Source organism: Spirosoma lituiforme (assembly GCF_054776635.1).
Genome location: NZ_BAAHBO010000001.1, coordinates 1236504 through 1258966, shown reverse-complemented (window position 1 = coordinate 1258966; position 22463 = coordinate 1236504). Strand labels below are relative to the sequence as shown.

The window sequence follows — 22463 nt, the reverse complement described above, 5'->3', positions numbered from 1 at the left end:
TTTATCTATCGAGTTGTTTCAGGTATAAACCAACTCAACTCCCATGAAAAAGTTAACTCTATTAGCCGCTGCATTTTTCTTCTCAGTTGCTATGGTAACCGCACAGGATACAAAGCAGAACGTAAAGGAAACGGCTCAACAAACTAAAGAAACCACCAAAGCCGCTGGTCGGAAGATAGGACGCGAAGCCGATAAGGCAGGCGACAAAATGTCTACAGCTGCCAAGAATACGAAAGAAGACATTAAAGACGGAACAAACAAAACGCTCAATAAAGCTGATCGAAAAATGAAGAAAGCTGAGCGTAAAATGGACAACTCAAAGTAGGTAGTCTGGTTTCAACACAAAAAACTGTGTTACTGCTTCAGGGTAGTGACACAGTTTTTTGTTAGTGGCTAACGAACTTCAATAGACCCCCAGTGCGTTCTTCTGACAGCTTGACGCTCTATTAAAATGGCTTTTTTTACTCATGACCTCATCCGTTTCGGTGCTTTTATTTGGAATCACGCGTGATCTTACGGGTCAGTCAACGGTTTCGGTGCCCCTCAATGAAGGAGCCAGCGTTGGTGATCTCCTCGGGCAACTGAACCAGCATTATCCGGCACTGGCTGGTATTCGTTCGTTGCTGGTGGCTGTCAACGGTGAATATGCCGAACCTGAACAGTTATTGGCTCACCACGATGAAATCGCCCTTATTCCACCGGTCAGCGGAGGCTGATCTCTGTTCAAACTTTTTATGATTGCTCTTACTTCCGACCCCATTGACGTGGGTGCTGCCTTATCCTATCTTCAGTCGGAGCAGGCTGGAGCTATTGACTTTTTTCTGGGTGTGGTGCGTGACAATACGCAGGAACGACCCGTCGACCGGCTTGAATACGAAGCATACGACCGGATGGCCATCACTGAAATGCAGAAAATTGCGGATGATGCTCAGCAGCAGTGGCCTATTCTCCGGTACACGATTGTCCACCGAAAAGGAACCTTGCAGATTGGCGAAATTGCGGTGCTGATCGGTGTGGCTACGGCCCATCGGGCGGCTGCTTTCGAAGCCTGTCGCTACATCATAGACACGATCAAACAAACCGTGCCCATCTGGAAAAAGGAAGTATTTACCGATGGTGAGTCCTGGGTGAACGCACACCCGTGAGGAATGTACTATATATGATGTACATTACATATATAGCACATCATATATAGTATACATCCTGCCTCATTTCAGCAAATAAGTGCCTACAATAGGGTAGTGGTCGGAGTACTTGATATGATTGATGGTTTCGAAGTTGACCGGAGTGAATTTTGGGTCGTGAAACTGATGGTCGATCCGAATGAAACCCGGCAGGTGATTGTACGTAAATCCAAACCCTCGACCGGCATCTTCAAAACTGTTCGGCAAAGTTCGGCGCAATCGTTCATAAACGACACTATAGGGGGTATCGTTATGGTCGCCGGTAACAATAACCGGATAGGGGCTTTCCCGAATGTACCGCTCAACCTTTATAACTTCCTCCCGGCGATCGGTGAAGCCGTTATGCAAGGCACTCAACACGCCCCTTGTTTCCCGCTGAACACCCTTCATCTCTTTTTGTTTCAAGACTTTACCGACCCGAATACCCATTGAGTGAAGGTGAACATTGATGATCCGAATCGTGTCATTGCCTAGTTTTATGTTCGCCCATACAATACCGTTCTGCGGTCCGAATGCCTCCCGTCCAGACGCCAGTATCGGGTACTTGGAAAAAATAGCTACTCCGATATCACCATCCTTTGCCTGGGCCATTTCCGGAAACAGAAATGCCGTGGACGTGTAGCCAGCCTCCCGAAATCGCTTGACCAGATTATAATCAGGAATGGTCGTCGAGTTGTAAAACTCCTGAAAGCATTTGATCGGTGCATCATAGCGCAGTACATAGTTCATCGTTCGGCGGACGCGTGGCGAGCTTCGGTAGAGGTCCCAGGAAGCCGTCAGATCAAACGATTGAACGTTGTAGCTGAACACGTTAAGTAGTTTGGTTTTGTCTGATACGTCGGTTGGGCTGTGCCACACAAATGTTCTGGAGCCAAATAGAATCAGTCCCATGATCAGCACGCAGCCAGACAGCCAGCTACGCCAGGGCCTGGCTGTTAGCCACAGGCAAATAACAACAAAGTTAAGCACCCAGGCTACTGGTAACGTAATCATGACCATGCTGGCCGACCAATGTTCTACCTGTAAACTATAGAGTAGCCAGTACGCCAAACAAGTGTATAAAGCCAGCAGTAAATTAAGTGACCACAGGAGCGACCGAAAAAAATAGGCAATGAACTGCCCAGCTCGCATTCTAAGCGTCATATCGTCGTTATTGAGCGAGATTAATACCTTGAGAAAGGCAAAAATAAGGCATAATGCCCGGAATGCCTGCAACTGCTCTATTAAGGGGGCTTGCGATGCAAGCATAAACGTATTACCTTTGTGGCACAAAAACCATATGGCATTGATTAAAAAAGGGAGTCGCACTCCCTTTTTTGTTAGCCTTACCTTGTGGACGACAAAGCTAAAATCACCGAATTATTACAGCCCTATCTGAACAACGGCGAATTTTATATCGTTGATATTCAGGTTGCTGGCAGACAGGGCGGCCGGTTAAAGGTCACCATTTTGTTGGATAGTGATGCCGGCATCAAAATTGATGACTGTGCCGACATCAGCCGTAGGCTGGGTGGACAAATGGATGAGATGAATTTTTTTGGCGAATCGGCCTTTACGCTCGAAATTTCATCCCCCGGAGTTGACTATCCGTTAACGTTTCCACGCCAGTTCGTACGAAATGTGGGCCGACAGTTAACGGTTACACTCGTGGATGAAAAAACGCGAAAAGGCTGGCTCGATTCGGTAGCTGACGATCATATCGTGCTGGATATAGAGCCCGAAAAGCAATCGAAGAGCAAGAAGAAAAAAGAGGCTGATTTAGCTGCTGAAATTCCACCAATCGGCCTTACGTCGATTCCATTTGAGCAGATAAAAAAGGCGCAAGTAGAAATATCATTTAAATAAAGTAATAAGGAGTAAGTCGATAAGTTTTAACCCGTTGCTCTCCGCTTCACCCGCGCGGCACCGTTTATGACAACAGATTTACGGACTTACGACTTACAGACTGTCTTACTACCATGACCAGTGGACTATTAATAGAATCGTTTGCTGATTTTGCCCGGTCGAAGAACATTGACCGGCCCACCATGATCACTATTCTGGAAGATGTCTTCCGAACGATGATTCGTAAAAAATACGGGACAGACGAAAATTTCGACGTTATTATTAACGCTGAAAGTGGCGATCTGGAAATGTGGCGGACGCGCGAAATTGTTGACGACGATTCGGAAGATATTTGGGATTATGATAAAATCCCCCTCGCCGAAGCGCGCAAAATTCAGGATGACTTTGAGGTAGGCGAACAGGTTGCTGAAGAAGTAAAACTGGACGATTTTGGTCGTCGGGTTGTGCAAACGGCTCGCCAGACGCTCATCCAGAAGATAAAGGACATGGAGAAAGAACTCCTTTATCAAAAATACAAAGATCAGGTTGGTGATTTGGTTGGTGCCGAAGTGTACCAGCTATTGAAGCACGAAATCATTCTGGTTGATAGCGAAGGCAACGAGTTGAGCCTGCCGCGTACGGAACAGATTTCGAAGGATCGTTACCGGAAAGGAGAGGCTGTCAAAGCCGTAATCAGCCGGGTTGACATGCTCAATGGCACACCCAAGATTATTCTGTCCCGTACATCACCGGTATTTCTGGAGCGTCTTTTCGAAATTGAAGTACCGGAGATTTACGATGGTCTAATTTCGATTCGTAAGATTGTCCGGGAACCGGGCGAGCGAGCCAAAGTAGCGGTTGAATCGTACGACGACCGCATTGATCCCGTTGGGGCCTGTGTTGGTATGAAAGGGTCTCGGATACATGGTATCGTACGTGAACTCGGAAACGAGAACATTGACGTAATTAACTACACCGAAAACCTTGAGCTGTTGATTAGCCGGGCGCTTAGCCCCGCCAAGATAAGTTCGATGCAGATTGATCGGGAAACGAAACGGGTATCTGTTTTCCTCAAACCCGATCAGGTATCACTGGCTATCGGTAAAGGCGGTCAGAATATCAAACTGGCCGGGCGGCTGGTTGATATGGAGATTGATGTATTCCGTGATAACGAAGGACAGGAGGACGATGAAGACGTTGACCTGATGGAGTTCTCGGATGAGATCGACGATTGGATGATTCAGGAATTGCGCAAAGTTGGTCTCGATACGGCCAAAAGTGTACTGGCGCTTAATAAAGAAGAACTTGTTCGACGAACGGATCTTGAAGAAGATACGGTTGAAGAAATACTGAATATCCTCAAACAGGAATTTGAATAAGGTGGAGTACCCGTGCAAAGAGGAAATCCGTTTGTCGATTTAATCCTCTTTTTACACCCTAAACGCGTCAATATTGATGCCGAGGGATTTTTATTGTTGGAACTGGTGTTCATACCTTACCAACAACTATTAAATTTGCCGAATATAAACCGAAGTATGGCAGAAGAAAAGTCAATGCGCCTGAGCCAAGTGGCAAAAATTCTCAACAAAGGACTATCCTCTGTTGCGAGTAGTCTGTCTGCCAAAGGGTTTAAGGTTGAAGTTAATCCTAACACCAAAATCAACACAGAACAGTTGGAGGTGTTAGCGAAGGAGTATAAATCTACGGAACTCCTGAACGGAACTCGCCGGGCTGAACCGCCGGTTGCAACCGCTGAGCCACCGCGTCGTCAGGAGGAGGATGTCGTTTTGTACCGTCGTGATGACGCGAGACGTCCAAATGGTGAAAACAAACCAGAGTCAGCTCCGGCTGATTTACCTAAACCCGCTTCAGAAGAGCAAAAAGCAGCCCCACAAACCGCTCAGACCGGTTTGCCAGGACTGAAAGTGGTGGGTAAAATTGATTTGAACGCAAAGCCTTCTTATTCACAACCTGCTCCGCAAGCGAAAGTTCCGGCCCCACAGGAAGTGAAACAGGCTGTAGTGACCCCATCTGTTGCACCGCCTGCTCCAGCAGTAGCGCCGGTTGTTGTCGAGACCCCGAAGCCTGTGACGCCACCCGTAGCACCGCCTGCTCCAGCAGCACCCGTTGCTACTGAAACGCCGAAACCGGCGCCAGTGTCAGTAACACCAGTCGAAGCAAAACCAGCTCCGACACCACCCGTTTCTACGCCAGTTGCTACTGAGCCAAAAGCGAATGTGGTTGACATAGCAAAAACGGAAACAGCACCTAAGGAAACAGCGAAGCCGATTGTTGTTGAACCGACACCTGCCTCTACTCCGCCAAAAGCGGTTGTTGAGCAGCCAGCGGTTGCCGCTCCAGTTCGGCAGACAGAGGCTAAACCAGCTACACAGGAGAAGCCAAAAGAAAACCAGCCGACCAACAATCAGCCCAAGCCAGAAGTTCAGCCAGCCGCAAAACCGACTTCCGCCGATGAGCCAGACGCTCAGACGGAAACGATCCGGGCTGCTGGCAGTCACCAGCTGGGCGGTTTGAAAATTCTGGGAAAAATCGAGTTGCCCGTCAACAACCCTCGCCAGGGTGGCGGTAACAACGTCGATAAGAAAGGAAAACGCAAGCGAATTCGCGGTGGTCGTGAAGGCGGCAGCACACCCAACCAGCCAAACCAGGGTGGTCAGGGTAGCGGCCAGCCACAAGGACAGGCGGGTAATCGTCCTCCTCGTGAGGGAGACCGTGGACCAGCAAACCGAACACAGGGTGATCGTCCGCAGGGCGACCGCACTCCGGCAACCGGACAACGGGAAGCCGCACCTCGTGACGGTAATCGTCCGCAAGGCCAGGGACAGGGTGACCGTGCAGCCGCACCAGCGAATCGTACCGCCGGTACGGGTACAGGCCAAAACCAAGGTGGCAACAACGCCAATCGGGGTGGAACGGGCAACACCACCAGTGCGAACAACAATCGTTCGGGTAGTGGAACGGGCAATAATGCTAACCGGAGTGGCAACAATGCCAACCGAGGTGGAACTGGCAACAACGCCAATCGCGGAGGAACCGGTCGTCGTGAAGCACCGACCCAGGCCGATGTTCAAAAATCCATTCAGCAAACGAACGCACGGATGCGCGGTAACACGCCAAACCGTGGGGCCGATCGTCGGCGTGACCGTCGTAGTCAGCGCGAAGATGATCGCCGTTTGATGAATGAACAGGAGGAGCTGGAAGCAAAAACTCTGAAAGTTACCGAGTTTGTATCGGCTAACGATCTGGCATCGTTAATGGACGTGTCGATCAACGAAGTAATCTCGGTTTGTTTGAACCTGGGTATGTTCGTGTCGATCAACCAGCGGCTAGATGCGGAAGCGATAACGGTTATTGCCGATGAATTTGGGTACGACGTTCAGTTTATTTCGGCTGAAGATGAAACGGAAGCAAGCATTGACGTTGAAGCCGATGAGCCCGACGATTTGGCACCACGTGCCCCGATCGTGACGATCATGGGTCACGTTGACCACGGTAAAACATCGTTGCTTGATTACATTCGTCGCGCTAAAGTTGCCGCGGGTGAAGCCGGTGGTATCACGCAGCACATTGGTGCTTATAGTGTGAAACACGATGGCGACCGGATGATAACGTTCCTTGATACACCGGGTCATGAAGCCTTTACGGCCATGCGTGCACGGGGTGCTAAAGTAACGGACGTTGTTATTATTGTGATTGCGGCTGATGACAGCATCATGCCTCAAACACGCGAAGCCATCAACCACGCTCAGGTAGCGGGTGTCCCAATTGTATTTGCTTTCTCGAAAGTAGACAAACCGGGTGCTGATACCGAAAAAATTCGGACTGAGCTGGCGGCTATGAATATGCTTGTTGAAGAGTGGGGTGGTAAATACCAGGCACAGGAGATTTCGTCGAAATCGGGTCTGGGTGTTGACGATCTGCTTGAAAAAGTGCTGCTTGAAGCTGAACTGCTCGAACTGAAGGCTAACCCATCACGCCGGGCATTGGGTACCGTTATTGAAGCATCGCTTGACAAAGGACGCGGTTATGTTTCGACTGTTCTGGTCGAAAACGGTACGCTTCGTCAGGGAGATATCATGCTGGTTGGCGCCCACTACGGCCGTATCCGGGCCATGACAGATGACCGGGGCGAGCGCATTAAAGAAGCTGGACCGTCGCAGCCAGTACAGATTCTTGGCTTGCCAGGTGCTCCGCAGGCGGGTGACAAGTTTAACGTGATGGAAACAGATCGTGAAGCCCGTGAGATCGCCAATAAACGCGAGCAACTGCTGCGTGAGCAGACATTACGTACCCGCAAACACATTACGCTGGAAGAAATTGGTCGCCGGAAAGCGATCGGTACTTTCAAAGAGTTGAATGTGATCGTGAAAGGTGACGTGGATGGATCCGTCGAAGCGCTTTCGGATTCTCTCCTGCAACTGTCTACGGCTGAGGTACAGGTGAACATCATTCACAAAGCGGTTGGCCAAATCTCTGAATCGGATGTATTGCTGGCGTCGGCTTCCGATGCGGTAATCGTTGGCTTCCAGGTGCGGCCATCGGCCAGTGCCCGGAAACTATCCGAGCAGGAACAGATTGAGATACGCCTGTACTCGATTATCTACGATGCGATTAACGAAGTGAAAGATGCTATGGAGGGGCTGTTGGCTCCGACTGTGGAAGAAGTCATTGTTGGTAACATTGAGGTACGTGATGTGTTCAAGATCAGTAAGATCGGTACTGTGGCCGGTTGTTACGTAACAGAAGGCAACATCAAACGGAATAACAAAATCCGGATTATTCGGGACTTCATTGTGGTGCATACGGGTGAAATCAGCGCCCTTAAACGCTTCAAGGAAGATGTTAGCGAAGTGAAGTTTGGCTACGAATGTGGCTTGAGCATCAAAAACTTCAACGACATCGAAGTTGGCGACGTAATCGAAAGCTTCGAATTGAAAGAAGTCAAACGGACTTTATAAGTTAAATCCGGATTTGGTTGATTTTTATGATAGACTATGATTTCGTTTTCAGAGTGGTCCTAAAAACAAACTAGATACTGATTCAATTAATAGCCCCGATAGGAGAAAACCTATCGGGGCTTTTTTGTACCTTATGGTCTGATCTCAGCTTTATGAATGTTCTGACCGTAAGCGACCTGCACGGGAAAGCCGTTTGGCAGGAAGCTAATGCCGATGCCTATGATCTTGTCGTATTTCTGGGTGATTACACGGATGGCTATGTTTTCGACGACGAAACGATTTATGCCAACCTGAACGCTATCATTCAGCAGAAACAGCAGCAGCCCGATAAATTCATCTTGCTCATTGGTAATCATGATGTCCAATACCTGCACTTTCCGCGCTATCGCTGTTCAGGGTTTCGTGAACGGGCGCAACCGGAACTAAGCGCCTTATTTAATAAGCATAAAGCCCTTTTTCAGGTTGCCCACCAACAGGCTAACTGCATCTTCACGCATGCCGGGGTGACTAATAGATGGCTAACTCATTTCCTGAAAAAAATGGATTACAACATAGGACAGCCCACTGCCGAAACTAATTTGGCCGGATTGTTGAACGACGCTCATCGGCAAGCAGAAAACACGCGCGATGTACTGTTTGAGGCCGGATCTGCGCGGGGTGGTTATAACGCCTTCGGCGGTCCTGTTTGGGCTGACCGTTCCGAAACAAAAGCTGATTACCTGACGGGCTTTCAGCAAATCGTTGGCCATACACCCGTGGGCGATTTTATCACAGTGGGTAACAAAACAGGTTCTATTACTTATACGGATGTGTTGAAGACCAGAACGGCCTTCTATGAAGTGGTAATCCCTGATTAACTTGTAAACGAAAGAAACGAAAGGCGTAGAGCCAATCGTTACTAGTAAAACCTGTTTGCCGACAATAGCCTGAATGAATTTCCTATATCCTTCTTTCCTGTTTGGTCTGCTGGCAGTATCGGTTCCGGTTGCCATTCACCTGTTTAATTTTCGGCGAACCCGGCGCGTGTTTTTCACGAATGTAGCCCTTTTGCGAACAGTACAAACCGAAACCAAGTCATTTCGCCGGTTAAAACATTGGCTCATTCTGGCCTGTCGTTGTCTGTTTCTGATATTTTTGGTACTGGCCTTCGCTCAGCCATTTATTCCCAGTAAAAACAAGCTTGGTCTGTCCCGGCAGGGTGTAACCAGTCTGTATGTCGATAACTCGTTCAGTATGCAGAATGAGCGAAACACAAAACGGTACCTGGATATTGCCACCAGCAAGCTGGATGAATTGCTGACACTGTTTCGGAATACCACATCGCTTCAGTTGCTGACGAATGATTTCTCAGCGGCTGAGCAACAGGCCGGAACGGCAGAATCAGTTCGCGACCGTGTTACGTCTATCCGGTTTGCGCACACGCCCCGGACGCTCGAAACGGTTTATCGTCGGCAGCGAAATTTGCTCAGCTCATTAAATCCGGGCGGACGCAATCAGCTTTTCTGGTTCTCCGATTTTCAAAAAAGTACGGTAGGAGATTTATCGAAGCTTACCATCGACACAACTGACCGGCTGTTTATCGTGCCGCTCGATGCACAATCGACAAAGAATGTCTATGTTGATTCGGTCTGGCTGTCGACGCCGTTTATCCGTGAGATGCAGAACAACAGCCTGAACGTAAAGCTGAATAATGCGGGTCGGGAGAATGTGAAAAATCTGCCCATTCGGCTGTATCTGGATGATACACAAACATCAACGGCTTCGGCAACGATAACTCCCGATGGCACGGCAACGGTTTCGCTCAACTTCAACGTAACGTCAAAAGGGTACCACCGGGGTCGTATTGTGTTTGAAGATTATCCCATCACGTTCGACAATCAGTACTTTTTCGTTATCGAGGCATCGCCCGCCGTTCGCGTCACGCATTTGTACGAACAGAAGTCAGGTCCGTCTGATCGTCCGACCAGTTACGTAGATGCCGTTTATGCCAACGACAGTCTGTTTGTCCGGCGGAGTTTCAGTGTCCAGAACTTTGATGTGGGACAGCTCAAGGAAACGGATCTGGTTGTCATGGAGGGCATTACCGAAGTAGCGGGTGCGCTTCGTACTGAGCTGGAACGATTTGTCCGGCAGGGGGGAAGTTTGACCATTATTCCACCCGTAAACCCAAATGTTAATTCGTATGGTCCCTTTTTACAGACGCTGGGCGTAGGAAACGTGCAGGGAACAACGACAACGAATGTCACGCCAGCCACCTTACCCGTCGCTGATCCCGACCGGCGAAATCCGTTTTTTCGCGATGTATTCCAGCAGAGTTATCAGGCCGAACCACTCAACATGCCGACTGCCGCACCCGTTTGGCGCTGGAGTGCTGGTGAACGACTGTTGAGCCTGCGGGATGGTAACCCGCTGCTGACACAGTCAAAAGTGATTGGAGGTACGGCTCAGGGAAATGTGTACGTACTGGCTAGTCCGCTGGCATCGGCCTATGGTAACTTGGCTGAGCATGCCCTGTTTGTGCCGATCATGTATAAAATGGCAGCTCTCAGCGTTCGGGCGCAGCGCACCGCTTACTCGTTCGATGATAATCTGATAACCATTCCCGTTAGCAATCCGTCGGAGCGGGCGGTTTATAAACTGAAGCATGACAAGCTGGAAATCATTCCTGTCCAGCGAATGGTAGGTAACCAGCTTCAGCTCGAAATGCCCAAAAGTAACGAACTGGCTGCCGGTCAGGAAGTGGAAGCCGGGTATTACGAATTACGCCTGAGTACCAACGATGGACCGGGTAAGGTTGAGCGCTTGCTGGCCTTCAATCATGGAAATCAGGAATCGGCAATGAGCTTTTACTCGGCCGACGAGTTACGTAAAGCTTTCGTTAACCAGTCAAACGTGGAGGTTTTCGATAGTATACAGGACGGCGATTTTGTGCAGGTACTGGAGCAGGAAAATCTGGGCAAAAGTCTTTGGAAATACTTTTTGTTAGCTGCTCTGGCTTGTCTGCTGCTTGAAGTAGGGCTGGTCCGCTTCCTGAAGGGATAAGCGTAAAACAAGTCTTTATCTGTTTCTGGGCGTCAACGTGACAGGGCCGAGTAAACCCGAAGGCAGGGCATCCCAGGTTGTCGCGTCGAAGGGTTTATAGCGGATGTCTACTATATTGATGTCGTAAAACTTCTTCCAGCCAGGGTGTTGCCGGTCGTAGAGCCGCATGTAATTGGCCGACAGATTCGTAACCGCAACAGCAAGGTGATTTCCTTTTGCTTTTAAGCGAGTAGCCGGGATGGCTAGCCGAAACGGAAGGCACCAAGCTGTTCCCAGTGGCTGGCCGTTTAGCCATACATCGGCTACTTCACGCACATCGCCAAGATTGAGCATGTAATCAGACGCCATCGGACCGCTGGGTAAATCGAAGGTAGTGGTGTAATGGGCCGTACCAGAAAAATAACTCGCCGAATCGGAAAGTGTAGTCCAGGATACGAGGGCTGGTAACGTAACGGTTGTTTTCAGGGCAGATTGTCCCCGGAAAGGGCTTCCCTGAACCGGGCGTCCTTCCGTGAATTGTACTTGCCAGGGATTCTGCAATGGAATTACCGGTGTTGACAATGGCGAAATGAGTTGTTGTTGCCTATCGGTATCGGCATACTGGGGCGTGCCTGAATACACATCGATAAAACACGACTCGCCCGGCTCAAGCTGTAAATACACATCATCTCGCCCCATTTCACCCTTCCGAACAGGGAGGGCTTCCCGCTGGTCCGTTAGCGGATTATAGCGAATCGCCGGACCGGTTGCCGAAAGCGTGATCCAGTTTTTATGAAAGCGGTTACTCAGGTTCGTGATGAAGTACTGGGTGGTATCGGTCGAATGGCGGCTTTGCTGACGTTTTCGGATAAAGGATAAGCCTTCCGACGCCCAGCCTTCTACCCGAACACCCAGTTGGTTCATCGTTCCCAAAACGTCTGTACTCACTCGTACCGACGGTAGCTTTTGACTCATTCTACCCAATTGCTGCACCTCTGCCGACCGCGCCCGATGGTTGTGATAACCAGGGGCCTGTTCGGGTAAGTGTCCGTCAAAAACAATTCGTGCCCCCTGCTGAGCCAGCTTGACCAATTGTCGTAAGGAGGATTCGGGAATATAAGTAGTGCGGGGCACCAGAATAACCCGATATGTTGCTCCGCCAGGGCTATGGATACCCTTTTGACTAGCCGTCAACGTAGAAAGTAAGGCGTCGGAAACATAATCAAACGTGTAGCCCTGCTCATTTAGTTGCTCGCACAGCCGACCAAAGGGTTGCGGCAACAACCAGCGTTCTACATGGTGTACTTCCAGTTGGTGGATGCCTCCCGCTGATGTTGCCGGGGTGTTCCATAAGTCGTGAATGGGAAAGTAAACAAGTACGTCGTTGTCGGGCTTGCTGGCTTGCAGGCGTGTCTGGCAGCGTTCGATGTATTGGTTAAGCAGCGGCAGATGCGGCCAGAAATGCGATGATGGCCCGTAATTGGTTGACGCGTAAAATAACCAGCCGGGCCAGGTTTCGGCTGGTGGCGAATAAGGTATGCCGTGGTAAAAAACATGGTTGATGCCTGATGCAAACAACTCATCGACTTGTGGCTTTATCTGCGACAGTGATACCTGAAAATGGTTAGCCAGCCAGGTGCCCGTTTCCGAACTGACCAATGGTTTTCCTGTCAGGTGAGCTGCTGAGGAGGCAAACTTCATGGCTAGCGGATTGGGCGTACCAAACCGGTCGACCTCGTAGTTAGCGTCCACGCGCAGACCCGGGATGGGGAATCGGCTGGACCCAAACGATTCTGTTTCGGGAATATCGGCGGCCGCGTAAAGGTCTATCAGGTTACCGGGTGCACCATGTGCCTGGTTCCGGGTTTTGTAACCTGCCCTGTGCGCCCAGTTGGCCCAGTGTTTGGCAAAACCGTCGAGTAGTAACTCGGCCAGTGTCTGGTGGTAATCCTGGTGAACGAGTCGGCTTGTTTCGCTTTGGGTCGTATCTAAAAAAGAAGCTAACTGGCTAGTGAGGTCGTAGCCGCGCCGGGTCTTGAATTCGGCCAGAAAGTTGGCCGTCCAGTTCGCGCCGTATACCTCGTAGGAGTCGTTGTAAACGGCGCGGGGTTTCTCGGATAGATGAGTCAGCGTTGAGTCGAATCGGCGAAGGTACTGCTCGACGGCCTGTTTGCTGAAGTAGTCGATGACCAATCCCTGACCACCCGGCGCGGGGCGTTTCACGGACTGGCCAGTTAACATGGTGGTAAGCTTTCCGCTTTCTATCGCCCATTTTTTAGCGGCCATATCGGTCGAGACACCGGGCCCGCCAAAAGGCCAGCCGGTTCCGGTTGTCAGGTCAACGCCCATATTCAGTCGTTTTCCTTCGCGGACGGTGTGGGCAAATACCGCCAGCCAGCGATCCGTCAGAAATGGAATAAACTGTTTCTCATATCCTTTAACTCCATAGATCGGGATGATGTGAACCCCCCCGATTCCGGCCTGCGCAAACTGTTCGAGCTGGGTTGTAATATCAGCTTCGTTCACAGCACTGCCCATCCACCACCAGTACGTCCAGGGCCGGGCCGTATTGAACGTGGCTGGTTGATGAACCGATCTTGATTGAGGCTGGGCGGATGTATGTAGTCCTAAGACCAAGAATAAACCAGCGAAGAAAATAGACTTCATGGAAACGGTGAACGGGTGAATGAGTGGGCTGCTGTCGTGAGAAAAGAGCGGTAAAGCCATTTTCTATACTCGCTCACTTCGGGCTATTTTTCACCTCGAACAGCACCCGCTGGCTACCGGCCTGGCCATCGGCTGTCAGGCCGTTCACGTCCACAATGTACGTCCCCGCCTGATCGGAAGTGTAAAACTGAACACGACCTTTCCCCTGAGCGTCGGTTTTCAGGTCGGGGTTCCAGTACAATAATGTCCGGGCATCGGGCAGTCGGCTGCCGAGTTGTCTGTCCGTCTCGTAACGGGGCGAATAAAACTCCCGTTGTTGTTGTAAGCCATCATAATCCAGGCTGAGCGAACTTGGACTCATCGGGAAGCCTGCCAGATCGCCTTTATAGGACATGAAACTGATGACACCCGGAAATAAGGACTGGCCTATGAAATAGTTATTCGTAATGACGTCGATCTGCTTGATTTTCAATGGGCTGAAGTCGATGATCTTATCCATGTCAAAAACAGGAACCCCATCCAGCAGCACCAGCGATGGCTCTTCAAAAATAGTCCGGTACGGCAAATTGGGGACGTGCAGCCGAAAGTGTCCCTGCTTCTTTCGGGGCATTACCCCCAGCACATATTCGCGCAACACTTCTTCCATTCTGGGGAAACGCGTGTAGGCGTCCAATAAATACGACTCGCTGGGCTTTCCGTAAAAGGCCGAGCTGTCTACCGATGGATGCTGATACCGAATAGCCTGATCGCCCCAATAGGCAGCCTGTACCTGCATGGCCACACTGCGGTTCAGCAGTTGGTCGGCCTGCGGCTCGGCAATGGTCAGCTCCGGTAAACGCGTGGCTGATGAGGAACCCGCAAACGGATTTGTAATCGTTAGTTTCAGCAGACTATCTTGGGGATTGGTCTGCACGATCACGCTTTTCGGCCCGTAGAAATCCTGCATCTCGAACCGAATTTGCCCGTTGGCATTGCTCCTGGATACATACAGCCGAAGGGGTTTACCGGGCGATGACAGATACGTCTGAACATTTGGCACTGGCTTACCCGACGCGGGATCCGTTACGGTTCCCTGAATAAGCAGTCCGTTGTGCTCGGGAATAAACGACTGTTTGGGAAAGGGCGATGCCGAGGTGGTTTTGCCGCCGAGAATGTCGTCCCACCGGAACCGACGCCAGCCGTGGGTGAGCATCAGATTGTCCGTTGCCCGATGAATATCGGCCGTTTCGGACTGTACGTAATAATCGGGAGATTCGATTCGGCCCTGCAAATCGGACGTCATCCAAAAGTAACTCAGTATGTTGCCCGAACTGGTACCCGCCAGCGAATCGAGCCGGTAAACCGATACCGATAAGCTTGCCGATTGACGTTGTGAAGCAGCCGCTTCGACAAGGGCATCCAACGTTACTTTGGTGCGGGAGGCATACTGTTGCTGATCGGATTTAAGGTTGATAACCAGGGGTGCAGCAGGCCGTTTGAAGTAGAGTCGTTCGCAAACGGGCCGGCGGTCGGCGTCGAAAATAGTCAGGTGAGAAACGCCTTCCCCCAGTGCTTTTTTGTTGACCAGAAACGTAGTTTCGCGTTGGATAGGCTGCTGTTCAGCCACCTTGATTTCGTTGCGGGTATGCGCGAAGAGATAAACCGACGACGCGCCATCAATGTTGGTGTTGACCGTTATTTTTACCTGATTGCTTCCCGCTTCATCGAGTCGCATGGTATAGCCTTTGGTGTCAGCCATCGGGAGGGCTTTGGTAATCATTCGCCCTTTTTCGTCGGTTATCACAACCCGGTAACGGGTGTTGGCCGCTGGCGTGAAGGTAAACGTGCCGATGCCGAATTTATGGGGTGCGAACTTCGTCAGGGTATCGTTTTGCTCGTTCAGCAGCCAGCCGCGAATCGGTACGCCCCGCCCCGAAACATCAACCGTTCTGAAGGCTACATTGCCGGGGAGACCCTGAACCAGATGGCCCCCTTCGGGGAAAAGCTGAACGTCGTAATCGGGGGTTGCCTGTAGTAAAGGAAGTCCCAGTGGTTTGAACGGATTGACGATGGTGAGGGTCTTTTCAAAGAAAAAGCCGGGACTGAAGTTCTTCATCCAGTTCGTATAGGCGCGCAGGAGGTACGAGCCGGAATGGAGCGAAGAGGGCAGAAAGAGCGTCCCATTACCGCCCCCCGTGTTCAGGGCTATCTTCGTTTGCAGCACGGATTGGTGTTCCTTATCCAGTAACTCAACGTACGTTACTTTGCTGACATCGAGTGGCTGATGATGCGTGCCATCTACGTAATACACTTTAAACCACATGGTTTCGCCGGTTAGGTAAAATGCCTGATCGGTGTGCATAAACAGCTTTTCCTGAAGCGCCTGCCGCCGGTATGTGTCAAATGATTGCACGAGTGTATTGACCGGTGGTGGTGCCTGACCAAGGGCCCCCAGACTGATTGCCAGGAACAGACTAAACAAGACGCGCTGTATAGAAATCGGCATAAGAAAGCTTGTTCGGCGGGGTGTCATTATTTCCAGAAATCGGGTCTTGTCAGTACACCGCCCATCAAGCGGCAATCCACGCAATAGTCAGAGGTGGTCAGGTAGCGGGTAGCGTCGTAGGCGTCGATTACGGCGGTCTGAAATTTTATAATATCTGCTACGGAAAGGGTATCGACCGAACAATTGCTGTACCCGGTAACGGTATAGAACGTTGGCAGCTCCGAACGGGAAATAAAGATTCGTTTGGTTTCAATCGTACCCACCCGGAAGAAGCCCAGCGCTAGTTCCGCCGGGTTGGTTGTACAATGCAGATTTCCGGTGATCTGCGAGGGCTGTGGGTCGAAAATGGAGCCAATATTCTGCGTTATTTTAGCCAGTTGATCATAGTAGTCGAACCCACTCTGACTCAGGGCAAACTGCCGGACAAGGATGCTGTATTTGACGCCCAGCTTGTTGGACGTACCCGTCAGAAACGTCAACGGAAATTGGCTGACCACATCCTGACTAAGCCGCGTTGTCGAGGTCGTTATAATATTTGTTGAACTATTACTGCGCCAGCACTGATTGACGCTGAGTTGACGACTAACGATTTGTTTGTCTTTGACTTCCAGTAATGACGTGAAGGGTGTAAGGTACTGCCAGGTTTCGTCGAACTCCCAGCGATAATAGCGGGTGTTGTTTTTCGGGTCATGGGTATTTACGTTGATCTGTACGCCATTATTTTCTATCCGCCAGCTCACGCTGTCAATGGGTGGAGTCTGAACCACCGGCACGTAATCCGAGTAATAATCAACTCCTTTGGCCGTCCGAACGTGCAGCCGGTACGTCTCACCCGACTGGGCCGTTACGCCCGACAGGGTATACGTTCCCGACGTGCCTTCGATTAAGGGATAAGTCGCTTTGTTCTGGCTTTCGATCGTGACGACGGCCTTTGTTTCTACGGCAGGAGCTTTGGTATCCGTCAGACTTTGTGAACGGGATAAATTAATCGTCGATGTGGTGCCCGGTGCGCTGTTGAAGAAGCCATTCACAACCAGGTAACTACCCGGCGAGGTGATTTCGGGTGGACGGTAGGGGTCTACGCACCCGCCAACGAGTAGAATGAGTAGCCAGACGACTGTTTTTACCGATGTATTTTTCATGAGCGTAAAGCGCTGAATAGTCTTTCTTAAAATCGAAAATTGTACGTAATGGATGGTATCGGGTTGCCAAAGATGGAAAGCTGATAGCCATTGATGCGTCCGTTTTCTGCCTTAAAATAGACGGAATAGGCATTGTGGCGTCCCAGAAGATTATAGACCGAAATGGTCCAGGAACTGTGGGCCAGCTTTCTTACCTTGTGGTTGCCCTCAATGTTCATGGCAATATCGGCGCGGTAATAGTCCGGAATGCGGTACTGATTTCGTTCGGAATAGAGTAACCTGGCGGAGTTATCGAGAATGTATTTGCCGACCGGAAGGGTAATGGGTCGCCCGGTGCTGTAGGTGAAATTCAGCGATACACTAAACCGACGGTTCAGTTTGTAATTGCTGATCATCGTGAAGTCGTGGGGTTTGTCGTAACTGCTCGGATAGAAGTTGCCCTGATTAATGTTCTCACTGTTGTTGAGCCCGTTAGTACGCAAGAGCGTTCGGGCGTAAGTGTAGCTGAGCCAGCCATTCAGTTTGCCCGTTGTTTTCTTGACCAGAAATTCGATGCCGTAGGCTTTTCCTTCGGCCTGTACCACATCGGTTTCAATATGGTGGTTCAGAATCAGGGTGGCCCCGCTTCGGTAATCGAGCAGGTTCTGGAGGGTTTTATAGTACGCTTCGACTGACAGTTCTATGGTGTTGTTGCGGTTGTTTTTGTAAACCCCCACCGCATACTGATCGCCAATCTGGGGCTTTATGTTCGGGTCGCTTAGTTTCCAGATGTCGGTTGGCGAAATAACGGTTGTGTTCGACAGCATCTGAATGTATTGCCGGGTCCGGTTGAAGCTCGCTTTTACGGAAGCCGTGTTCGACAGGGCATACCGGATAGCCAGCCGATACTCCGGTCCGTGGTATGTCGAAATGGCTTTGTTGGTGCTGTACGAGAGGGTATCCGTAATGGTGTTCACCGACTTGGGAAATCCCGGCGCGTATTGGTAGACCAATCCCGGTCCCAGATACGAATAGAGAGAATAACGCAGCCCTGCACTGATCGACAGCTTCGGGCTGACATCAAAACGGTCGCCAAGGTAGACCGCGCTTTCCAGCCCCTGCTCGGTGGGTACTACGTCGGGCAGAATCAACGATTCATTACCACTCGGCCCGAAACGGCCAGGAGAAATTCTATAATGGGTAGCACTGATCCCAAAATCAACGGCATGCTGGTTGGTCGGGTAATAATTAAAGTCTGCTTTCAGTTGCGACTGCCTGATGGAAAAGGCCAGCTTGTAGGCATTGACCGGGTTCTTTTCGCTTGCTACATCGTAGGTGTAACCGCTGTAGCTTCCGGTAAATACGCTGTATAATTTATTGGTAATGACGTGTTTCCATTTCAGCGTGGCGGTCTGGTTCTGATACCGGTAGGCCGTATCGCTGTTGAGTTTGAACCGGTCCTGGCTTAAATAGCCGGTCAGGTAGATCGTGTTTTTCTCGTTAACATCGTGCGTGATGTGCAGGTTAACATCATAAAACTGCGCCTGGCTTCGCTGAAACGATGCGTTTTGCAACTGTCTCAGCAGCCAGTCGGAGTAGGAGGAGCGAACCCCGGCAATAAAGGACGTTTTATCTTTCAGGAGTGGACCTTCCAGCGTTAGCCGACCCGTGAGCAGGCCAATTCCCCCCGACCCAACAAATTTCTTCTTGTTGCCATCGCGCGTTTGCACGTCCAGTACCGACGACAGCCGACCCCCAAACCGCGATGGAATGGCACTTTTGTAGAGTTCGGCACTCTTGATCATGTCGGGGTTGAAGGCTGAGAAAAAGCCGAACAAATGCGATGAGTTATAGATCGTTGCGTCGTTATACAAAATCAGGTTCTGATCGGTAGCGCCCCCGCGCACGTTGAGCCCGGTCGAGCTTTCACCCACGGTTTTCACCCCCGGCAATGTCTGGATAACCCGGAGCAGATCGGCCTCACCCAGGGCGGTGGGCACTTGTTTGATGCTTTTGATATCGACCCGTTCCTGACCCATTTGAAGGCCGGAAATATTTTTATCTTTTTCGGCCTCAATGACCACTTCTTTCAACGCAATCACGTCGTCTTCCATGTCAACATCGAACTTACCGTCGGCGTACAGGATAATCCGGCGTCGGGTATCTTTCAAGCCGATGCTCCGTAACTTCAGGTCGTGCCGTCCGCGGGGCAGCGTGATGGAATAGAAACCAAACTGATCGGAAAGGGTACCCACGCGCGGATTGTCCAGATAAACGGCGGCTCCTACAATCGGCTCGCCGGAGGAGATATTGCGCACATAACCCGACAGCGTAGATCGCCCCGGCCGAATTGGATTGGTGCGTTTGCCTATTTCGTACACCTTTGCTTCGGGTTCTACCCGTTTGGTCTGACTTTCCGTCAGAAACGTCAAGTCAATTCCCGAATCTGAACGCCCCCGCACAAAGAAGCCAATGGGTAATTCGGTCCGGATAGGGCGGGCCGCTGTAATGTAGATACGCTGCTGGTTATCAACAGCAAACGAGTATTTTGTGTCCTTGAAAAGCTGCTGGAGAATGGAGCGGACGGTCTGGTTCTCAACACGCATATCGACCACGATGCTGTCCGAATCGGCCGGATTGTAAAAGAAGCGATAGGGAGTTTGGGCCTCGATTTGCTGAACAAACTGCCCGAAGCGCAGATTCGAGAAATCACCCCGGATGGTTTTGTCGGTGGGTGTCTGTCCAAAGGTCAGTTGCCCGCAACAAAGCAGCCCCAGCAATACGACGCAGATACGGTAGAGTTGAGCCATCGTTACTTGGTTAGTTCTTCATAATGTTTCGTCACCTGCGTCACCGCTGCTTCACGCTGGGCATCGTTAAATTTCAGCTTATTGGCCCGAATGTATTTGCGCAGACTTTTGGCTTGGTCGGGAAACAGGTTAAGCAACGAGCGCTTGCTTTTTACTTCATGATAGAGACCATCTGTCAAGATATAAAAACGATCTTTTTGTACGTAGTCGGCTCGGTAAGCGCCACTCGAAATGTCTTCGTGGATGGTTTTTGCCCGATGCGAGAGGGCCTTGGTTCGGCCATTGTACAGCACTTCGTAGAAGCCCGTCGGTACACCCGCTGCACTGTCGCCAACGATGCGCGAAAATAGATAGCCGCCCAGCGAAAAAGCCGCTACGTACTCGGTCCGTAACCGAATCCGATAGCCACCGCCCGGTTGTTGAATGGCCAGTTCATCCCGAACGATGTCGTACAACATAGGTACCTCATTATACTGCACACCGTTGTAAAAAACAGTACCCATCTGAAGGCTATCCAGTCGATAGAACGGGTGAATTTTTATACGGTGATCATGCGCGATGTATTCGTTGCCTTCGAAGACGTGAGCCTGTTCGTAAACCGTTCGTTCGTAAACGGTTATAGCCTGGTTACGAGCGACCTGCGTAAAGGAGGTATCTGGCTGGGTAGGTTGTCCGGTAGCCGATAGTGTCAGAAAGAAGAGAAAAACAAAGATGAAACGATAAGGCATAGGACAGAAGAAGTTACGCCGTAGATGACTTCCTAAAAGTAGCGTAAACCAGTTAAATAGTTTCCGTCAATTGGCTATTATATGATGCTTTGTAAGCTGATTAAATTTTTTCTCTGCTAGACGAAATCCGATAGCATAGCTTCCCTATCGAGTATTATATACATGTATATAAATTGTTACAGATGACATGATTTGATACTATCTTAACAAGATTTCATTAAAATCTACAATTATACTGTTGATTATCAAGTATTTGCTATTTTTCCGGGGAGGGTAAATAATCTATAGACGTGGCTATATTCGTTTATACAGAAATAGTTTTGGGCTAACACAATGAACCGGACGAATATGCCTTTAACAGAATTATTGCAAAACGTAATGATGGCATCACCAAATGGTGCGTTGGTCCTTCAGGCTATTCGGGGTGCCGATGGCAGGTTGATTGACCTGTACATGACAAAAATTAACTCGGTAGCTGAGAAGGAGTTAGACTGTCCGGCCGTCGAAGCGTTGGGGCAATCGTTTGCCCAGGCCTTCCCCCATCTGGCCGAAAAACATCTCCTCGAAACCTACCGGCAGGTACTGAATACGGGAAAATCGGCCCAATTTAAGGTTCACTACGTTCGTCCTGGCCAGTCGGTGCCAACCGGATTAGACGTATCGGTGGTCCGGCGGGAGAAAAGTCTGCTGATCACGTATACGCAAGTTGCCGATACGAAGATAGAAGGACCGGAGGAGTCTTTACTCGATACGCTGCAAACGGCCTTCGACGAGTCGGTTAATGGTATATCGGTTTTTAAGGCCTTGCGTGATGAACACGGGCAGGTCAATGATTTTAGAATGACGATGATCAACAAAGCCGGTCTGCAAATGACGGGTTTACGATACGACGATCTGGTCGGCAAAACGATATGGGAAGTATACCCGGCAACGAGTATAAACGGGCTCTATAAACAATACGTCCGGGCCTTCGAAACGGGCCAGATCATTACAGTAGAGCATTACTACCCCGAGTATGACATCTGGCGCGCCGGAAAAATTGTACCGACTGCGGAGGGAATTATTGTCACCTACAACGATACGACCCCAACCAAGAAAGCGCAGGAAAAAGTTGTTCAGCAGGCTCAGCTACTGGATGTTGTTCTGGAGCAGATACCGACGGCCATCGCGGTTCTTGAGCCGCTTTGGGCCGATAAAGGAGAGGCTGGACGCATCGTTGATTTCCGGGTTCTGAATGCTAATCTTGCGCTGGAGCGGATTACCGGGCAGCCTAAATCCCACCTCATCGGCCAGTCAATAACCCAGATTTTTCCCTATGCCAATGCTGCCATGCTGATGCTTCATTGTACGGAGGGTATCGAGGAGGGCAGTACCTCGGATTTTCCCATGTCGGTCAACCAGCAACCATACCAGATTTCGGTAACGGCTAAGATTGATCAACTGGTGCTGGCGTTCAGCGTGGTCAGTTAATAAATGTTGGCAGGCTGCTGTAGTGTTAGTTTCTTCACGAAGCATTGGACAAAATACACAATTTGGAGTGGAAATTGCTTAGGTGATTGCAAATAACTGATTTCACTAGCTATGACCAGAACGACTACTCCCGCGCCAGTCTTCCTATCCAGAAAAGTATACAGGATGCCCACT

Annotated in this window: 15 protein-coding genes; 9 read left to right on the top strand and 6 right to left on the bottom strand. The window is 50.3% G+C overall.

The features are described from left to right. Positions 1 to 43: 43 nt before the first annotated feature. The 3 genes from ACYU87_RS05355 (at position 44) to ACYU87_RS05345 (ending at position 1145) form a co-directional block, all read left to right on the top strand. A complete protein-coding gene (locus ACYU87_RS05355; protein ID WP_461132989.1) occupies positions 44 to 325 on the top strand; it encodes a hypothetical protein in 282 nt (93 codons plus the stop codon). 142 nt (positions 326 to 467) lie between these two features. Next, positions 468 to 716 carry a MoaD/ThiS family protein gene (locus ACYU87_RS05350; RefSeq protein WP_461132988.1) on the top strand — a complete coding sequence of 83 codons (249 nt, stop codon included), beginning with the start codon at positions 468 to 470 and terminating at the stop codon, positions 714 to 716. A gap of 18 nt (positions 717 to 734) precedes the next feature. Next, positions 735 to 1145: a molybdenum cofactor biosynthesis protein MoaE gene (locus tag ACYU87_RS05345; RefSeq protein ID WP_461132987.1), complete on the top strand. Its 411-nt coding sequence runs from the start codon at positions 735 to 737 to the stop codon at positions 1143 to 1145. Positions 1146 to 1208: 63 nt separating this feature from the next. Here the strand turns inward: ACYU87_RS05345 and ACYU87_RS05340 are convergent, their stop codons facing one another. After that, complete coding sequence (locus tag ACYU87_RS05340; protein WP_461132986.1) at positions 1209 to 2432, bottom strand: endonuclease/exonuclease/phosphatase family protein; 1224 nt, start codon at positions 2430 to 2432, stop codon at positions 1209 to 1211. An 84-nt stretch (positions 2433 to 2516) separates the two neighbouring features. Between ACYU87_RS05340 and ACYU87_RS05335 the strand changes: the two genes are divergently transcribed. The 5 genes from ACYU87_RS05335 (at position 2517) to ACYU87_RS05315 (ending at position 11029) form a co-directional block, all read left to right on the top strand. After that, on the top strand, positions 2517 to 3029 hold the full coding sequence (locus ACYU87_RS05335) for a ribosome maturation factor RimP (protein WP_461132985.1): 513 nt from the start codon (positions 2517 to 2519) through the stop codon (positions 3027 to 3029). A 113-nt stretch (positions 3030 to 3142) separates the two neighbouring features. Further along, a complete protein-coding gene (gene nusA, locus ACYU87_RS05330) occupies positions 3143 to 4387 on the top strand; it encodes a transcription termination factor NusA (RefSeq protein WP_461132984.1) in 1245 nt (414 codons plus the stop codon). A 156-nt stretch (positions 4388 to 4543) separates the two neighbouring features. Then, positions 4544 to 7987 carry a translation initiation factor IF-2 gene (gene infB, locus ACYU87_RS05325; protein ID WP_461132983.1) on the top strand — a complete coding sequence of 1148 codons (3444 nt, stop codon included), beginning with the start codon at positions 4544 to 4546 and terminating at the stop codon, positions 7985 to 7987. 152 nt (positions 7988 to 8139) lie between these two features. Next, positions 8140 to 8844 (top strand): metallophosphoesterase, encoded by a 705-nt coding sequence (locus ACYU87_RS05320; protein WP_461132982.1) that lies wholly within the window; start codon positions 8140 to 8142, stop codon positions 8842 to 8844. A gap of 73 nt (positions 8845 to 8917) precedes the next feature. Then, a complete protein-coding gene (locus ACYU87_RS05315; RefSeq protein ID WP_461132981.1) occupies positions 8918 to 11029 on the top strand; it encodes a BatA domain-containing protein in 2112 nt (703 codons plus the stop codon). Positions 11030 to 11044: 15 nt separating this feature from the next. On the opposite strand, the gene ACYU87_RS05310 is transcribed toward ACYU87_RS05315, so the two are convergent. From ACYU87_RS05310 to ACYU87_RS05290, 5 genes are all read right to left on the bottom strand, one after another. Then, the gene (locus ACYU87_RS05310; protein WP_461132980.1) at positions 11045 to 13675 is read right to left on the bottom strand and encodes a glycosyl hydrolase; all 2631 of its coding nucleotides are present in this window, start codon (positions 13673 to 13675) and stop codon (positions 11045 to 11047) included. A gap of 73 nt (positions 13676 to 13748) precedes the next feature. Continuing rightward, the gene (locus tag ACYU87_RS05305; protein WP_461132979.1) at positions 13749 to 16160 is read right to left on the bottom strand and encodes a hypothetical protein; all 2412 of its coding nucleotides are present in this window, start codon (positions 16158 to 16160) and stop codon (positions 13749 to 13751) included. A 26-nt stretch (positions 16161 to 16186) separates the two neighbouring features. Then, positions 16187 to 17302 carry a DUF4249 domain-containing protein gene (locus ACYU87_RS05300; RefSeq protein WP_461132978.1) on the bottom strand — a complete coding sequence of 372 codons (1116 nt, stop codon included), beginning with the start codon at positions 17300 to 17302 and terminating at the stop codon, positions 16187 to 16189. Positions 17303 to 17328: 26 nt separating this feature from the next. After that, positions 17329 to 20091 carry a TonB-dependent receptor gene (locus ACYU87_RS05295; protein ID WP_461132977.1) on the bottom strand — a complete coding sequence of 921 codons (2763 nt, stop codon included), beginning with the start codon at positions 20089 to 20091 and terminating at the stop codon, positions 17329 to 17331. A 2-nt stretch (positions 20092 to 20093) separates the two neighbouring features. Further along, positions 20094 to 20819 carry a hypothetical protein gene (locus tag ACYU87_RS05290; protein ID WP_461132976.1) on the bottom strand — a complete coding sequence of 242 codons (726 nt, stop codon included), beginning with the start codon at positions 20817 to 20819 and terminating at the stop codon, positions 20094 to 20096. Between the two features lie 378 nt (positions 20820 to 21197). On the opposite strand from ACYU87_RS05290, the gene ACYU87_RS05285 reads away from it, so the two are divergent. Further along, the gene (locus tag ACYU87_RS05285) at positions 21198 to 22289 is read left to right on the top strand and encodes a PAS domain-containing protein (RefSeq protein ID WP_461132975.1); all 1092 of its coding nucleotides are present in this window, start codon (positions 21198 to 21200) and stop codon (positions 22287 to 22289) included. The last annotated feature ends 174 nt before the right edge of the window (positions 22290 to 22463 follow it).